15 protein-coding genes are annotated in these 16,146 nt (G+C 66.8%); 3 read left to right on the top strand and 12 right to left on the bottom strand.

Features of this window, described 5'->3' with window-relative positions; all coding sequences use genetic code 11:
- Nucleotides 1–184: 184 nt before the first annotated feature.
- The 6 genes from AB6M95_RS04735 to AB6M95_RS04710 form a co-directional block, all read right to left on the bottom strand.
- Nucleotides 185–3,265, bottom strand: coding sequence for a molybdopterin dinucleotide binding domain-containing protein (locus tag AB6M95_RS04735; RefSeq protein WP_371385587.1), 3,081 nt, complete (start codon nt 3,263–3,265; stop codon nt 185–187).
- Nucleotides 3,258–4,229, bottom strand: a complete 972-nt coding sequence (nrfD, locus tag AB6M95_RS04730; RefSeq protein WP_371385586.1) for an NrfD/PsrC family molybdoenzyme membrane anchor subunit — start codon at nt 4,227–4,229, stop codon at nt 3,258–3,260. The genes AB6M95_RS04735 and nrfD overlap by 8 nt, the downstream gene beginning before the upstream one ends.
- Complete coding sequence (locus tag AB6M95_RS04725) at nt 4,222–4,941, bottom strand: 4Fe-4S dicluster domain-containing protein (RefSeq protein WP_371385585.1); 720 nt, start codon at nt 4,939–4,941, stop codon at nt 4,222–4,224. Before AB6M95_RS04725 ends, nrfD begins: the two co-directional genes overlap by 8 nt.
- A 229-nt stretch (nt 4,942–5,170) precedes the next feature.
- Nucleotides 5,171–5,818: a response regulator gene (locus AB6M95_RS04720; protein ID WP_371385584.1), complete on the bottom strand. Its 648-nt coding sequence runs from the start codon at nt 5,816–5,818 to the stop codon at nt 5,171–5,173.
- The gene (locus tag AB6M95_RS04715; RefSeq protein WP_371385583.1) at nt 5,811–7,703 is read right to left on the bottom strand and encodes a sensor histidine kinase; all 1,893 of its coding nucleotides are present in this window, start codon (nt 7,701–7,703) and stop codon (nt 5,811–5,813) included. The genes AB6M95_RS04720 and AB6M95_RS04715 overlap by 8 nt, the downstream gene beginning before the upstream one ends.
- Before the next feature lie 36 nt (nt 7,704–7,739).
- Entirely contained in the window at nt 7,740–8,534 is a 795-nt protein-coding gene (locus tag AB6M95_RS04710; RefSeq protein ID WP_371385582.1) for an MBL fold metallo-hydrolase, read from the bottom strand.
- 158 nt (nt 8,535–8,692) lie between these two features.
- Here AB6M95_RS04710 and lplA point away from each other — a divergent pair, with 158 nt between their 5' ends.
- The 3 genes from lplA to AB6M95_RS04695 all read left to right on the top strand — a co-directional run bounded on the left by lplA (nt 8,693) and on the right by AB6M95_RS04695 (nt 10,695).
- Nucleotides 8,693–9,670 carry a lipoate--protein ligase gene (gene lplA, locus AB6M95_RS04705; protein WP_371385581.1) on the top strand — a complete coding sequence of 326 codons (978 nt, stop codon included), beginning with the start codon at nt 8,693–8,695 and terminating at the stop codon, nt 9,668–9,670.
- 218 nt (nt 9,671–9,888) lie between these two features.
- A complete protein-coding gene (locus tag AB6M95_RS04700; protein ID WP_371385580.1) occupies nt 9,889–10,191 on the top strand; it encodes a carboxymuconolactone decarboxylase family protein in 303 nt (100 codons plus the stop codon).
- Between the two features lie 114 nt (nt 10,192–10,305).
- Nucleotides 10,306–10,695, top strand: coding sequence for a PaaI family thioesterase (locus AB6M95_RS04695; protein ID WP_371385579.1), 390 nt, complete (start codon nt 10,306–10,308; stop codon nt 10,693–10,695).
- Between the two features lie 147 nt (nt 10,696–10,842).
- Here AB6M95_RS04695 and AB6M95_RS04690 read toward each other — a convergent pair whose 3' ends face one another.
- The 6 genes from AB6M95_RS04690 to AB6M95_RS04665 all read right to left on the bottom strand — a co-directional run bounded on the left by AB6M95_RS04690 (nt 10,843) and on the right by AB6M95_RS04665 (nt 15,997).
- Nucleotides 10,843–11,151, bottom strand: a complete 309-nt coding sequence (locus AB6M95_RS04690; RefSeq protein WP_371385578.1) for a DUF6506 family protein — start codon at nt 11,149–11,151, stop codon at nt 10,843–10,845.
- A gap of 15 nt (nt 11,152–11,166) precedes the next feature.
- A complete protein-coding gene (locus AB6M95_RS04685; RefSeq protein WP_371385577.1) occupies nt 11,167–12,156 on the bottom strand; it encodes an NAD(+)/NADH kinase in 990 nt (329 codons plus the stop codon).
- Between the two features lie 63 nt (nt 12,157–12,219).
- Nucleotides 12,220–13,191, bottom strand: coding sequence for an alpha-ketoacid dehydrogenase subunit beta (locus tag AB6M95_RS04680; protein WP_371385576.1), 972 nt, complete (start codon nt 13,189–13,191; stop codon nt 12,220–12,222).
- 49 nt (nt 13,192–13,240) lie between these two features.
- Nucleotides 13,241–14,200: a thiamine pyrophosphate-dependent dehydrogenase E1 component subunit alpha gene (locus AB6M95_RS04675; RefSeq protein WP_371385575.1), complete on the bottom strand. Its 960-nt coding sequence runs from the start codon at nt 14,198–14,200 to the stop codon at nt 13,241–13,243.
- Between the two features lie 18 nt (nt 14,201–14,218).
- Nucleotides 14,219–14,644: a Lin0512 family protein gene (locus AB6M95_RS04670; protein WP_371385574.1), complete on the bottom strand. Its 426-nt coding sequence runs from the start codon at nt 14,642–14,644 to the stop codon at nt 14,219–14,221.
- Nucleotides 14,645–14,653: 9 nt separating this feature from the next.
- Nucleotides 14,654–15,997 (bottom strand): dihydrolipoamide acetyltransferase family protein, encoded by a 1,344-nt coding sequence (locus tag AB6M95_RS04665; protein ID WP_371385573.1) that lies wholly within the window; start codon nt 15,995–15,997, stop codon nt 14,654–14,656.
- Nucleotides 15,998–16,146 lie beyond the last annotated feature (149 nt).

Raw genomic sequence — 16,146 nt, 5'->3', positions numbered from 1 at the left:
ATTTCTCCGTTTATAAGTAAGCAGTCACTCACTAACTAGACCTGACGGCCGGGGGAGTCAACAGGAAAAATACACGGGCCCGAAAATTGTGCCCACACGTTCGCAAAGGGGCAGGCCCCCGAGGAAACGGGGTTTCCACGGGGGCCTGCGGGTTGGGGAGTTTGCACGGTATGGAGAGGAGGCGTCAACGAATTTTGGCGATGCGCACGGGGAAGCCCTGGCGGGCGGCCGCGCCGGTTTCGTGTTCCTGGAGGGTGGATGCGCCCCGGCGGGTGGGGTCGGCGGGGACCAGGTCGTTGAGGCTGAAGCCGTTTGCCGCGCCGGGGTTGGCATGGATGACCAGGCCGTCCACCTCGACGTCGGCGGCTCCGAGGGCCCGGTGGCCGAAGCCGTGCTCCACGGCGATCACGCCGGGGGCGACCACATCGCCGACCACCACGCGGGCCCGGGCCGATCCGGCGGGGCTGGTGATCTCGACCTCGTCGCCGTGGGCCAGGCCGATCCCGGCCGCGTCGCGGTCGTTGACCATGACCATGTTCAGGGGCTTGATGGCCCGCAACCGGTCCAGGACCACGCCGTAGGAGTTGATCAGGTTGGACTTGAACGAGGTCATGACAAAGGGATACTCGTTCGTGGTCCAGACCGAACGCAGCTCGCGGCCGTCGGTCAGCCGGGGCGGCACGAACGCGGCCACCCCGAGATACGTCTCGCCGGTCTGGGAGTTGATCGCGGTGCCCACCTGCTCGTTGTAGATCTGCAGGGTCTTCTTCCACCGCCCGCCCAGCCATTCGCCGTCGTAGCTCTTCCCGTATGGGGCGAACCGCCCTCCCCGGCTGTAGATGGCGGCCACCGGGCCGCGCTCGTCGAGCTTCAGGGTGCGCTCGATGTCGGGCAGGATGCGGCCGATGCCGGACAGTTTGATGTCCTCCCCGCTCGGGGCGGGCAGGACCTGGTCCTTGAAGAAGGCGATGTTGGCCGCCAGCCGCAGGTAGTAGTCCTCGGGCACGTTCAGGGGCGCGACCGAACCGTCCCGGGCCGGGATGGCCCGGTCGCCGAAGCCGGGCAGCTCCATGCGCCTGGCCACCTCGATGAGGAACTGCTCCATGCACACCGGGCGGCCGTCCACGGTCCTGTCCTGCTTGGGCTCTATGGCGGGCCAGCGGGCCGTGGACATCTTGGTCAGCACTCCGGACCACGCGCCCGAGAACCCGCCCCACCCTTCGAACATGCACGGGTCGGGGACCAGGTAGTCGGCGTAGGCGTTGGTCTCGTTGTGGAAGGTGTCGATGCCGATGATCAGCGGCAGGCTCTTGGGGTCCCTGAGGACCTCGTCCACCGCCTTCTTGAGGCCGCCGTGGCCGTAGATGACGTTGCCGGTCCAGTTGATCCAGCACTTGTAGCGGAACGGGTGGCCGTTGGCGTGGGTCAGCAGGTGCTCGGCGGGCATGTTCGGCGGGGTCAGCGGGTACCAGGGATATTGCGAGGGGTACGGATTCTCCCCGGCGGCCTTCTTCTGCTTGAATTCCGTGGACTTCTGGTACGGCGCGCGGCAGCGGATGGCCGGAAATCCCTTGGCCTTGATCTGGCCGGGGAACTTGTTCAGGTCGTACTTGGGGCCGCCCATGGCCGGGCCGTGGAAGCTGCCCGCCGTGGCCGAAATGCCGCCCTTGGCGTTGATGTTGCCGATCAGGGTGTTCAGGGTCAGGATGGTGAAGGTCGCGTTGGTGCCCGAGGTGGACATCATGCCGCCGTGCACGTCCACGGCCGCCTTCTTGCCGTGGGACGTGAACTCGCGGGCCAGCTCGATCATCCGCTCCACCGGCACGCCGCACTGCCTGGACATATCCTCAAGCCCCACGGCCATGGCCTGTTCCTTGAGGAGCATGAAGGCGGTGGCCGCCTCCACGGTCTCGCCCGAGGCCAGCTTGATCTCGCCGGAGAATTCCAGCGCGCCCTCGTCGCTGGCGTCGAAGGGGGCGGGCTTGCCCGTGGCCGCGTCCACGACCACGAAGGCCTCGTCCGAGCCCAAGCCGAGCTGGGCGGCGCGCAGGAATTTGCCCTTGTTTTCGCCCGACCGGGCCACCAGGTAGGTGGCGTTGCTGATGCTGATCTCGCCCGCCTTTTGGGCCGCCGCCGTGTTGGGCCGGACCAGGAAGTTTCGGTCGTAGCGCCCGTTCTCGATGATCCAGCGGATCATGCCCATGGCCAGGGCCGAGTCCATGCCGGGATTGACGGGCACCCAGTTGGCGCGGCTTTTGGCCGCGTCGCACGCGGGCATGCGCAGGACCGGGTCGATGACCGCGTAGCGCAGCTTGCCGTCGGTCCGGGCCGAGGCCAGGATGCGCGCCGAGCGGTTGAACGGGTTGCCCGCCTGGGACGGCGCGGTGCCCCAGAACAGGGCAAACTCGCAGTTGGCCCAGTCCGGCTTGATATGGGCGTTCTTGGCCAGGTCGTCCATGAACATGCCCGAACCGATGCGGAAGGACAGGCCGCAGTAGGCGCCGTGCTTGCCGAAGTTCTTGGTTCCGAAGGAATTCATGCCGAACCGGCGGAAGAAGAAATCGCTGCGCCCGTCGTCCACGGCGTAGGTCAGCAGGAGCTGGTTGCTCTTCGGCCCGAACTCCGGGTGGCCGGGATTGGCCGGTTCCTTGAGGTTGCGGATGGCGCGCAGCCCTTCCACCTCGCCCTCGCCGAACAGGTCGCCGCCCTCGACCACCTCTTCCACGAGCTGCTCGAAGGTGATGCGCGTCCACTTGTTCTCGCCGCGCCTGCCGGTCCGCTTCAGACAGTGCTTGATGCGGAACGGGCTGTCGGCGGCCTCGAACATGGCCGCCCCGCGCCCGCAGACCGTGGACCGCTGGGCATAGCCCCGGTCCTTGTCCGAGGACAAACGGTCGAGCGCCTCGCGGACCGGCATGGACATGGGGAAGTGTTCCTCGTGGGACAGCGGGTTGTACGGATTGCCCGACACCCGGACCACGTCGCCGGTGGCGTCGTCGATGTGCAGGCGCACGCCGCAGAAGGAGGTGCAGCCCCAGCACTGGTTGAAGGCGATGTGCTGCCTCTCGCCGAGCTCGATCCCGCCGTCCGGGGCGCGCCGGTATTCCGGGGTCAGGGACTCGGGCGAGACCTTTTTCGGGTCCTCGGCCATGGCCTCGGGAGCCGCGTCGGCGCGGGTCCCCTTGAAAAGCGCGCCCGCGCCGAGCACGCCCAGCCCGGCAACCGCCAGACCGCTTTTGACCAGTTCGCGTCTGTTCTTATCCATGGGAATGCTCCCTCCTTGCCATGCCGACGTTGCTGAAAAGACCGCCCAGGACCATGCCGATGCCGACGAGGAAGACCAGGCTTCCGGCCAGGATCAGCAGGGATTGGGCCGAGACGAGATGGGCCACGGCCTGCGCGTCCACGGAGGTGAAGGAATTGCGGGGAATGGACTGGCCGAGGAAGATGAGCCGGACGTAGAAGCCGAGGCCCGCGCCGTAACCGGCCAGACCGGCCAGCGGGACGAGCCCGCGCGCCTTCAGGCCGATCAGGCCGAGCACGCCCCCGGCCACGCCGATCAGGGAGAGCGTGGTCCAGGCCGCCGGGTCCTCCAGGACGTAGCCCGAGGGCGGCACGAGCATGAAGCCCGCCGCCGCGCAGCACAGGGAGGCCCCGCTCATGACCAGCAGGAGCCAGGCGGGCGCAATCCGGCGCTTGAACGCGCAGAGCAGCGCGGCCAGCCCGGTTCCGCCGGACAGCCCGGCCAGGACGAAGCCCAGGGGCAGCGCCTTGGAGTGCCACATGGCCCGACCCTGGAGGTAGCCGATCTCGCGGGAGGCGTAGGTCAGCACGCCCAGGGCGAAGAGGACCGCCAGCCCGGCCACGGGGCGGGCGCGGCCGTCGCCCTGGCTGTCCAGGTACAGGGCCAGCAGGGACAGGCCGAGGAAGACCGGGAGCAGGAAGGTGCCGATGGTCGTCCAGGAGCTGAACGAGGGCGAGACCATGAACATATACAGATGGAAGGGGTTGCCCAGGGAGAAGGTCAGCGCGCCCAGGCCGGTGATGGCCGAGGCGATGCCCGTGGAGAACAGCCCGCCGCGCACCTGCCTGCCGCGTCCGGCCACGGTCAGGCCGCCCGCCAGCAGGATGGCGCAGGCCGCCGCCGTGAGCAGGGTGAGCGCGAGGGGTTCCAATATCTCCCAGGTGAGCGCCGGGGGCGCGTTGACCAGTTCGATGACCTTAGGCATGTTCACCTCCCGCCGCCATCGCGCCTTCGGCCATGGGCAGCCCCACGTTGGCCGGGCTGTCCAGGAAGGCGTTCAGGTTGATGTAATAGACGTTGGGCTTGGTGCCCTGCTCCGGGGCCAGGACGCTGACGTCGCCCTTGTGCGCCTTGAGGGTCCGGGCGACCAGGCTCTCCGGGTCGTTCATGTCGCCGAAGATGCGCGCCCCGCCCACGCAGTTCTCCACGCAGGCGGGCAGCAGCCCGGCCTGGAGCCGGTGCACGCAGAAGGTGCACTTGTCCGTGGTGTGGGTGACCGGATTGATGTACCGGGCGTCGTAGGGGCAGGCCTGGACGCAGAAGCCGCAGGCCAGGCACTTGTCGCTGTCCACCAGGACCAGGCCGCTGGCGTCCTTGTAGGTGGCGTGCACCGGGCAGACCGGCACGCAGGCCGGTTCCTCGCAGTGATTGCACAGCCGGGGCAGCGGGGCCACGGTCGGGGCCGCGCCCTTGTCCTCGATGACGAACTCGCCCACCGTGGCCCGGAACTTGCCCACCGGGACCCGGTTCTCCACCGAACAGGAGACCGAGCAGGAGTGGCAGCCCACGCACCGCCGCAGGTCGATGACCATGGCGTACCGGGGCCCCTTGCCGCCGGCCCGCGCCGTCGTCGCCGTGAGTGTGCCCAGTGCGGGCACCCCGGCGCAGGCGAGCTTGAGAAATTTTCTTCTGTCCATGACACCTCCGAATGCGCTGGCGCGCGTTTACCCGGAGAATGCGACGAAACAGCGACCGCGACAATCGGGAACCTTCTGATTCGACGGTTCCTTATTTGCATCCCGGCCAGGGGCGATCCGTCAGATTACTTCACGAAAACAGCAGGTTGTCGGTCACATCGTGGATGAGGCCGGGCGCGGCCCCGTAGCGGGCATGGGGAATTTCCCCACAGCGGATTACGAAGGCGTGTCAGACAGAGATGAGCCCGTGGCGGATGGCCAGCTTGGTCAGGTCCGGGATGGTCCCGACATCGAGCTTTTCCATGAGGTTGTACTTGTGGGTCTCCACGGTCTTGGGGCTGATGTGCAACCGGGCCGCCGCCTCCTTGACCGACAGGCCGTCGGCCAGGAGCTTGAAGACCTCCAGCTCGCGCGGGCTGAGCTGTTCGAACAGGGCCTCCCTGCCCGGCCGCTCCGGGGTGAGCTTGAGCAGGAGCGCGGCCGGGTCGATGGTCGTGAAGCAGGTCTTCCCGACCCTGACCGCGTCCACCGCCGCGCACAGGTCGGCGGGCGGCCCCTCCTTGAGCACGTGGCCCGAGATGCCCGCCTTGAACAGCTCCAGGATGAACCGCTGGTCCGAGTGCATGGTGTAGATGATGATCTTCGTCTCGGGCGAGACCTCGCGGATGCGCCCGGTGGCCTCCACCCCGTCCATCTCGGGCATGGAGATGTCCATGATGACGATGTCCGGTTTGAGCTCGCGGGACAGCTCCACGGCCTCGGCCCCGTTGGCGGCCTCGCCCACGATCTCGATGTCCGTCTTGGAGGCGAGCAGGCTGCGGATGCCCGCGATGACCACCTGGTGGTCGTCGGCGATGAGCAGGGTTGTCTTAGGCATCGTGTTCGTCTCCGATGGCCAGCTCGGCCAGGATCTGGGTGCCCCGGCCGGGCGCGGATTCGATGTGGAAGGTCCCTTCGAGCTGGACCATGCGTTCCTTCATCAGGGTCAGCCCCAGGCTGCTCGAACGGCTCGCGGCCTCGGCCACGGCGGCCGGGTAGAACCCTTGGCCGTCGTCCTCGATGGTCAGCCCCAGCCGCCCGTCACGGTTGATCAGGCTGATGTGCACCCGGCTGGCCCCGGCATACTTGACCGTGTTGGTCAGGGCCTCCTGGGTGATCCTGTATAGGGCCAGTTCCTTTTGGCTGTCAAAGCGTTTGGGAACGGACTTGTGGAAGAAATGGATGTCCAGGCTCGTGGCCGCGCGGTACTCGTCGAGCAACGCCTCGATGGCCTGGGCCAGGCCGAGGAATTCCAGGGTGTCGGGCCGCAGCCCCTTGGAGATGGACTTGATGTCCCGCTGGACCAGGGTGATCTTGTCCGCCGCGCTCATAAGCTGGCTCTTGCAGCACCCGTCGGGCGAGCCCAGGGACTCCAGGGCGGCCTGGAGGTCCAGGCGCAGGGTGGTCAGCAACTGCCCGGTGTGGTCGTGCAGCTCGCGGGCCACCTCCCTGCGGTCCTCCTCTAGGAGATTGATCAGGTCGCGGGACAGGATCTTGCGCTGTTCGTGCTCCCCTTCCAGCCGGGTGTGGATCTCGCGCAGCTCCTCGTTGGCCCGGGCCAGTTCGCGGGTGCGTTCGCGCACGCGGTCCTCCAGCTCCTGGTGGGCCTGGTGCAGGGCGCGCTCGGCCTTGAGCCGGGCGTCCAGCTCGGATTGCAGGGTGGCGGTCTTGGCGTCCACCTCGGATTCGAGCTCCGAGGCATGCAGCAGCAGCCGTCCGGTCAGGGGTCGCAGCAGCCGCCACAGGCCGATGAGGCAGACCGCGTAGATGAGCAGGGAGTACAGGGCCAGCTGGATGAGCCGCAGCCGCAGCGGGTTGTACAGCTCCCGCTCGTTGACGGACACGGACAGCCCCCAGCCCGAGCCGCTCACCGGGGTGTAGGCGGTGACCTCGTCGCCGGACAGGAGGATGCCGGTCTCCCCGGCCACGGCCAGGCTCAGAGCCTCGGCCTGGCTGAGGGTTGGCTCGGGCGCCTTGTCCGGGCCGTCCGGGAACAGGGCCACGCCCTGCCCGGTGGCGTATCCCAGCCCCACGGTGCCCGCGCCCCGGATGTTCCGCCCCTGCTCGATGATGTCCAGCAGGCGGGAGATGTCCATGACCACCAGGTCGGTGCCCACCCGCCGCCCGGTCCGGGACAGGATGGGCGCGGCGATGACCAGACACGGGGTATAGTCCAGGACCGCCGGGCGCGAGAAGCGCACCGCGTCGGACGGCTCGGCAAGGCCCTCGGCGAGGTCGGCCGGGACCGGCGTGCCCACCGAGGTCACCGGGCGGCCCGCCGCGTCCAGGCGGGTCAGGCCGACCACCTCGCCGGACAGGTTCATGGCGTCCTCGAGCTTGGGCCGGGTGAACTCGGCCAGCTCCGCAAGGGACCGTTGCCCCGCGTTGTAGGCGGCCAGCTCCTCGCGGATGCGGGTCCGGCTGGTCACCTGGCGGGCCAGGTCCAGCGCCCTGCGGTACCACTCGCCCACGGCCAGGCCGCGCGTCTCGGCGATGTGCGAGAGCCCGGCCTCCTCGGCCTGCTTCAACTGGCCGAACAGGGTCGCCACCACGGACAACCCCACGCCCAGCGTGAGCACCAAGAGCGCCCCGGAGGCGTAGAGAAAGAGCCGCTTCTTGAGGCGTTCGGACAGCCGGGAGTCCGGGCTGCGGGGCGTGGCGGCGGGTGTGCTCATGGTCATGGCCTTGGCGCGCGGGGGCGCTCCCACCATCAGTAGCCGCATTCGCCAGTGACCGCAATGCGATCCCGATTCGCCATGCTACAACGTGGCCGGGCAGAGGGTCACGTGGGGGTCGGCCGCGTCGAGCACGTGGACCGGCATGTCCGGGCGGGCGTAGCGCTCCAGGGAACGCTTGACTGTGAAGGCCAGATGGAACGGGTCCCTGTCCGAAGACGGCATGTGGTAGATGACCACCTCCAGCGGGCGGAAGATGTCGTCGATGATCCCCTGCCCGCTCGGATTGTGGTAGAAGATCGGGTTGACGAAGGCCGCGTCCAGGTCCACGCCCTTCAAGGCTTGCTCGTAATATTCCGGCACGTGGTCCGCGTCGCCGGTGAAGAGCAGGTTCATGCCCATGAGCGAGATGAGCAGGCAGTCGTTGCGCACGTCCCTGAACTGCTTGCCCATGTGGACCGTGCCGATGGCCGTGACCGACAGGCCGGGCTCGGGCGAGACCGTGCGCGTGCGCCCCGGTTCGGGCCCCATGGTCCAGTGCGGAACACCCCGCGCATCGAGGGCGCGGACGAGCCGGTCGCGGCCCGCCGGGTCCTTGGCCGGGGCGGGCAGGAACACGCCCTTGACCGGCCTGCGCTCCAGATGCTCCACGACCAGGTCCGGGGTGAAATGGTCCGGGTGCTCATGGGTGAAGAGCAGGTAGTCGAGCCGCTCGAACAACCCCTCGGGCCGGGCCATGCGGGCCATATCTTCCGCCCCCACCCGGCTGAACGGGTGCCCGTCCTGGTCGTGCATGCCGTCCACGAGCAGCCCCAGGCCCCCGCCCCGGACCAGGACGCCCGCATTGGCCACCAGGTCGATATCGATACAATCGGTCACGTGATCCCTCCTTTCCCGCACACGGTGCAAAGGTCATACCCGCATTGCCGGGGCAAGGCCACCCGCGCGGCACCCCCTTGCCGGGCGGCCCAACGGCGGGTATAGGCGGCCTTGGCCTCGAGGCCCGCCTTTTGCATCACTCGCGGAAAGGAGCACCCATGCGATACATATACAACCCCTCCACCGACCCGGCGTTCAACCTGGCCGCCGAGGAGTGGCTGCTGACCCAATCCGGCGACGAAATCTTCATGCTCTGGCGCAACCGCCCGGCGGTCATCGTCGGGCGGAACCAGAACACCCTGGCCGAGGTCGACGAGGCCTTCACCCGCGAACGCGGCATCCCGGTGGTCCGCAGGCTGAGCGGCGGCGGGGCCGTGTTCCACGACCTCGGGAACATCAACTTCACCTTCATCAACAACGGCAACCCCTCGGAAGGGCTGGACTTCGAGCGCTTCACCGTGCCCATCCAGCAGGCCCTGCGCTCCATGGGCGTGGAGTGCGTCTTCAGCGGGCGCAACGACCTGCTCATCGACGGCAGGAAGTTCTCGGGCAATGCCCAGCACTTCCACGCGGGGCGCATCCTCCACCACGGCACCCTGCTCTTCGCCTCGGACATGGCCGACCTGAGCGGGGCCCTGCGCGTGGACCCGGAAAAGTACCGCGACAAGGCGGTCAAGAGCGTGCGCTCGCGGGTGACCAACATCTCGAGCCACCTGAAGGCCCCCATGGAGGTCACGGAGTTCATCAAGGCACTCATGGACTTCGTGTCCGGCGGGGCGTCGCCCGAGGACATGGCCCTGACCGGCGCGGAGGCCGCGATCATCGAGGAGCTGGCCGACCGGCGATACCGCACCTGGGACTGGAACTTCGGCTCCTCCCCGGCCTACAACTTCGAAAAGCGCACCCGCACCGAGGGCGGCCTGCTGGACGTGAACCTGTACGTCAAGAAGGGCCGCATCCTCAAGGCGAGGCTGTTCGGCGACTACTTCGGCGTGCGCGACGTGGACAGCCTCGAGGAGCGCCTGATCGGCAGCCGCCACGAGCGCGGCGAACTTGAGGCCCGCCTGGCCGACGTCGAACTCGACGAATACCTGCACGACGTCACCCTGCCCGTGCTCCTGAACTGCCTGTTCTGACACCTCCCCCCATGTCCCGGAGGACTTGTTCGAAATCCGATCAATGTTCACCTCCGGGACAGGCTCCGGCCCCCTTTTCCCATCCCCGCAATCCATTATCTGGACGAATAGCCTGATTTTCATAGCGAAAATCGCTAGGGCATGCTCCTTGCTGTATCCGTGCATCTCAACTTTAAAACCCAGGAGAAATTCTCATGGATGCAGCCGAAAAAGCTTCAATGACCTTGGCAAAAATGACCCAGCGCGCTGGTAACGTCTTCCCCAATTACCTTGCCTTCACCAAGGAAATCAGCCAGGTTGGTCCCCTGGACCACAAGACGCAGGAACTGATCCACGTCGCCTGTTCGCTGATGTCCCAGTGCGATATGTGCATCTCCCTGCATGTCCAGTCCGCAGCCAGCCTTGGCGCCTCCAAGGAAGAAATCATGCAGGCCGCCCTGCTGGCCACCGCCATGGGCGGCTCCCCGAAGATCATGCAGATGCATTACGTCTTCGAGGAACTGGAAGACCTCTTCGACTAAAACGGTCGGCGGCATTGTGTCGGGGCCCGGGGTCAATGCGTACCTTCCCCGGGTCCCGATGTCCCGCCGCGGGCCAAGCGGCGGGCGAACCGCCCGCTCCCCATCGAGGCATGTATGGAAATCAAGACGCATGAAAGCATCGACCAGACCCTGTGCGGGGAACCGGTCGAGGTAACGGAAGGAACCAGCACCGTGCGGCTGACGTGCACGGCCAACATGGCCGCCGACGCCAGCGGACTGGTGCACGGCGGCTTCATCTTCGGGCTGGCCGATTACGCGGCCATGCTCTCCGTGAACCATCCCAACGTGGTCCTGGGCGCGGCCGAGACCCGCTTCCTCAAGCCGTCCCGCGTGGGCGACGTGCTCGTGGCCAGGGCGCAGGACGAGACCCCGCAGGAGCGCAAGCACCTGGTCAAGGTGGAAGTCTCCTGCGGAGAGGACGTGGTCTTCAGCGGCACGTTCACCTGCTTCGTGACCAAACAGCACGTGCTCGCCGGGAGCTAGGCCCAAGCCCCTTGCCGGGGAGAAATCAGATCATGAAAGCCGCTTCGCGGCGTTTGTCAGGTGATTTCGCCTCTGGCGGGGAAGGGTTCGCACCCTTCCATCCCTTTTCTGCGCCTTCGGCGCGGAGAGGGATTCTTTTTCTTTCGGCTAGCCGAACAGGGTGTCGCCGCTGACGTTGCCCAGTCCGGGATGGACGTCGAACCGGACCACGCCCACCGGGACGTCGACCGCCGCAGCGATGCGCGCCGTTCCGGCCGCGCCGAATCCGCCGCACAGCTCGATGGCCTTGATGCCGTCCTTTTCGACCAGGTCCCTGGCCAGGGCCTCGGCCTGGTCGTAGTCCTTCACGGCCACGGCCAGCAGTTCCACCGCCTCGGTCTTGACCCAGTTGCGGTTGCGCGCCGGATCGGCGTTGGGCGCCACGAAGATGAATGCGGCCTTCAGTACGTCGCTCATGATTGTTCCTCTCTGTTATGACGGTTGGCGAAACAACCCCTCGGTCCTGGCCAGCGCCATGGTCTTGTCCACGTCGATGACCAGCGGCCCTTCGGTGTTCAGGCGGATGGAGGCGTGGGACCCGGACGGGATCTCCACCTCGCGCTCGCCGTCCAGGGCGATCAGGCCGGGGCTCGTCTCGATGTTGAAAATCTGTCCCGGAGCCATCTCCGAAATGCCGCAGATGGGCACGTCGGCGAACATGCCCGGCGCGATGGCCGCCGACACGACGACCGGCGACCCCTCGCCCAGCCGCAGGGCCAGGCCGAGCGGCTCCTCCGGACGGATGGAGCGCAGCTGGCCGCCGATGGCCGACAGCCCGATGGCGCTGGCGCTGCACCGGGTCATGAACAGCTGGGGGACCTTCTCCATGTGCCAGACGGCCTTGGAGCCGAGGAAGACGTCGTCGTACACCGCCGCGTCCACCAGGGCCATGTCCACGACCTCGTTGTTGATCAGGATATCGAACATGCAGGACCGGTAGCAACAAGCTTTCCGGGGCAGGCGGCCGCTGGCCACGAGGCCTGCGGCCAACCCTGCCACGGTGGCCTCCCCCATGATGGGGAAGACGTTGTTGGTCCCCGTGGAGAGCGGCAGAACCGGGATGGCTACCGAACCTTTGCAGGCCGCACGGCTCGTGCCGTCGCCGCCGAGGATGACGAGGCACTGCGCGCCGAGGGTTTCCATGATGCCCGCCGCTGTGGTGGTGTCGGTCTGGTTGTTGCGGATGGGCATTTCCACCGCCTCCACGGGGATGGAAGGAGAAATGGCGTTCAGCGCCCTGGGCACGATGGCGTAGCCGTCCGGCATGTACAGGATCTTGGTCACTCCGGCCTTCTCCAGGCCGAGGATGAGGCGGCGGACCATGCGCACTTTTTCCTGGTTGTCGAACACGGACCCGTGGGCCACCAGACGGCGGATGTCCTTTCCGGAGGCGGGATTGGCCAGTATGGCTGCGATGCTCAATGGGGCGCCCTCATGAATGGGGCGGGAGAACGGCCGAGGCCGCCCTCCCGCCAGGGTGTGGGATTAGCGAAGACTCTTGACGGCTTCGACGATGTTGTCCGCGCTCGGGATGTAGAACTGCTCCAGCGGCGGGGAGAACGGCACCGGGCAGAACGGCGCGCCGACCCGCCTGATGGGCGCATCGAGGTAGTCAAGCGCCTCTTCGGCGACCATGGCCGCGATCTCCGCGCCGGGACCGGCGAACTGCACGGCCTCGTGGGCCACGACCAGGGCGTGGGTCTTCTTGACGGAATCCAGGATGATGTCCTTGTCCAGCGGCTGCAGGCAGCGCGGGTCCACGACCTCGGCGTCGATGCCGTCGGCCTTGAGGCGTTCGGCCGCTTCCAGGGCCGAGTGGACCATCAGGGAGGTGGCCACGATGGTCACGTCCGTGCCCTCGCGCTTGACCTCGCCCTTGCCGAGCTCGATGGTGTAGCTCTCGTCCGGGACCTCGCCGGACACGCCGTAGAGCAGCTTGTGCTCCAGGAAGACCACCGGGTTCTCGTCGCGGATGGCGCTGATGAGCAGCCCCTTGGCGTCATAGGGGGTGGACGGGATGACCACCTTGAGGCCGGGGATGTTCATGAACCAGGACTCCAGGGACTGGGAGTGCTGTGCGGCCGCGCCGATGCCCGCGCCCTGGGGCATGCGCAGGGTCATGGGCACGGTGGCCTTGCCGCCGAACATGAAGCGCATCTTGGCGGCCTGGTTGAACAGCTGGTCCATGGCCACGCCGATGAAGTCGACGAACATCAGCTCCGCCACGGGACGCAGCCCGGCGGCGGCGGCGCCGGCGGCCGCGCCGACGATGGTGCTCTCGGTGATGGGGGTGTCCATGACCCGCGACTCGCCGAACTGATCGAACAGTCCCTGGGTCACGCCGAAGCAACCACCGAACTGCCCCACGTCCTCGCCGAGAATGAAGACGTTCTCATCCCGCTCCATTTCGAGCCTCAAAGCCTCATTGAGCGCCTGAAGATATGTTTTTTCGGACATTGTATTCTCCGTTGGATTTATAATGGATTCGTGAAAGGTGAACCGCCGTTTAGGCGTAAACGTCGTCCATGAGCGCGCTGGTCTTGGGCATCGGGCTTTCCTTGGCGAAGGCCACGGCCTCGTCGATGTCCTTGGCGATGCTCGCCTTGATCTTGTCCACTTCCGCCTGGGTCAGGGTCTTGCTTTCCAGCAGCTTGGCCTCGAAACGGGGAATCGGATCCTTGGCCATCCACTCTTCCAGTTCCTCCACGCAGCGGTAGGTGCAGGCGTCGCCCTCGAAGTGGCCGCGCCAGCGGTAGGTCTTGCACTCGATGAGCGAGGGGCCCTCGCCCCTGCGGGCGCGCTTGACGGCCTCGGTGACGGCCTCGTACACGGCCAGCACGTCGTTCCCGTCGACCACCACGCCGGGCATGTCATAGGCGGCGGCGCGGTCGGCGATGTCGACCACGGCCATGGACTTGCACTGCGGGCAGGAGATGCCGTAGCCGTTGTTCTCGTTGACGAAGACCAGGGGCAGCTTCCAGGCGGAGGCCGCGTTCAGGGCTTCCTGGGTGGTGCCCTGGTTGGAGGCGCCGTCGCCGAAGAAGCAGACGGTCACGTCCTTGGTCTTCCGGTACTTGGAGGCCAGGGCCGCGCCCACGGCCAGGGGACCGCCGCCGCCCACGATGCCGTTGGCGCCGAGGATGCCGAGGTCGAAGTCCGCGATGTGCATGGAGCCGCCCTTGCCCTTGCAGTAGCCGGTGGAGCGGCCGAAGATCTCGGCCATCATCAGCTTCAGGTCGCCGCCCTTGGCCAGCAGGTGGCCGTGGCCGCGGTGGGTCGAGGTGATGGTGTCGGCGTCGGTCAGGACCGAGCAGGCGCCGGTGGCCACGGCTTCCTCGCCGAGGTAGAGGTGCACGAAGCCCGGAATCTCGCCCGCGGCGAAAAACTCCTGCAGTTTCTGCTCGAACAGGCGGATCCTGTTCATGGTTTCATACATGTGAATCAATGTCTTCTTGCTGAGAGCCATTGCTTTCTCTCCTGTAAGTTATATGGCCTTGGCGGCGCATCCGCAGGCCTGTTTTTCCGATCCGTCCGTCCCCGCGCCCAAGTCCGTCTCGATGGAGACGGTCAGTGCGGCGCAGGCCACGACGATGTTGCTCACGCCCGGAGCGAAGCAGGGGACCTCGATCCCCGGCACGCTCATGCCGCCGGAGGTCAGGGTCAGGGTCTTCTCTCCGATGGGAATGCAGGCGAGGACCGCGTCACGGTCCACGCCGTCCGGGTTCGGGACGGCCACGTCCGCGTGGACGTGCACACCCTGGAATTGGTCACGGCCGCAGATCTCCACGATGCCGCACAGGCATATGCGGGACACGGCGTCGCGGACCGCACGGACGGCGGCCTTGGTCATGTCCTCGCCGTGCAGGTCGGCGGCGTAGCCGAGTTCGATAGCAAACCGTTTCAGCGCCATGGGGTGCCCCTAGACGATCATCAGGCCGGGATTCTCCAGCATGTCTCCCAGCTCGCGCAGGAAGGACATGGCCGGGGCCCCGTCCGTGGTCATATGGTTGAAGGTCAGGGACAGGGTCATCATCTGGCGCACGGCGATCTCGCCGTTGTGCACGGCGGGCTTCTCGATGACGCGGCCGACCCCCAGGATGCCGGTTTCCGGCGGATTGAGGATGGGCGTGAAGCCGTCCATGCCGAGCATGCTCACGTTGCTGATGGTGAAGGTGCCGCCGGAGATCTCGTCCATGTTCAGGCCGCCCTTGCGCGCCCGTCCGGCCACGTCCCGCACCTGGGTCTTGAGCTCTTCCAGGCCGTAGGTGTCCGCTTCCTTGACGTTGGGCACGATGAGCCCGTTTTCGAGGGACACGGCGATGCCGAGATTGACGTGCGGATGCAGATGGATGCCGTCGGCCTGCAGGGTGGAGTTCATGATCGGATGCCGCTTCAGGGCGCGGCACACGGCGTAGGAGATGATGTCGTTGTAGGACAGGCGGTACTCCTTGTCGCGCTTGTTGCGGTCGAGCAGTTGCTGACGCAGGTTGACCATCTCCGTGACGTCCAGCTCCACGAACACGGTCAGCTGGGCCGCGCTCTGCAGGCTGGCCTGCATGTTGTCGGCGATGAGCTTGCGCACGCCGTCCATGGGCACAATGGTGTCCTTGGGGGCCTGGGGCGCGGCGGCGGGCTGCGCGGCGGACGGGTTCATGGCCCGCAGGATGTCCGCTTTGGTGATCTTGCCGCCCTCGCCCGAGCCCGTGACCTGGCTGAGGTCCACGCCCTGCTTGCGGGCGAACTCGATGGCCTTGGGGCTGGCGTTGATCCCGGCGAAGGCCGAGTCGGCCTGGGCCTGGACGTCCTTGCTGGTGATCTTGCCGTCCTTGCCGGTGCCGGCCACCGTAGAGAGGTCCACGCCCAGCTCCTTGGCCAGCTTGCGCGCGGCGGGCATAGCCGGGACGAACGCGCCGTCCCCGGCGGGGGCGGCGGCCGGAGCCGCAGCGGGCGCGGGGGCTCCTTCGGCGGCGGGTTGGGCTGCGGGTTGGGCCGCGCCTGCGGGAGCCGACGTGTCGACTGCCTCGCCCGGCGCGGCGATGATGGCCAGAACGGCCTGAATCGGGGCGACGTCCCCCTCGGGGACGATGATTTTGGCCAGGACGCCGCTGGCGGGCGCCTCGACCGAGTTGGTGATCTTGTCGGTCTCGACTTCGAACAGGGGTTCTCCGGCTTCGACCGAATCCCCTTCGCCCTTGAGCCAGCGTGCGACCTTACCTTCCTTCATGGTCAGGCCCCACTTGGGCATAATCACATCATGAGCCATAACCAAGTCCTCCTGGTTTTTTTGCGTACGTTCAGGAGGGGATTGCAACGGCGGTGCCAAGCGCCATAGATCAATGATTTCAGGATGATGATTTAATATTACACTCTATATACGGGCCAAGTGTTCGGTGCACGAACAACTGGCAACCA

The sequence above is a fragment of the Pseudodesulfovibrio karagichevae genome (assembly GCF_041414475.1).
Classification (GTDB): domain Bacteria; phylum Desulfobacterota; class Desulfovibrionia; order Desulfovibrionales; family Desulfovibrionaceae; genus Pseudodesulfovibrio; species Pseudodesulfovibrio karagichevae.
The sequence above is the reverse complement of the archived record's forward strand: the minus strand, read 5'-3'. Positions and strand labels throughout refer to the sequence as shown.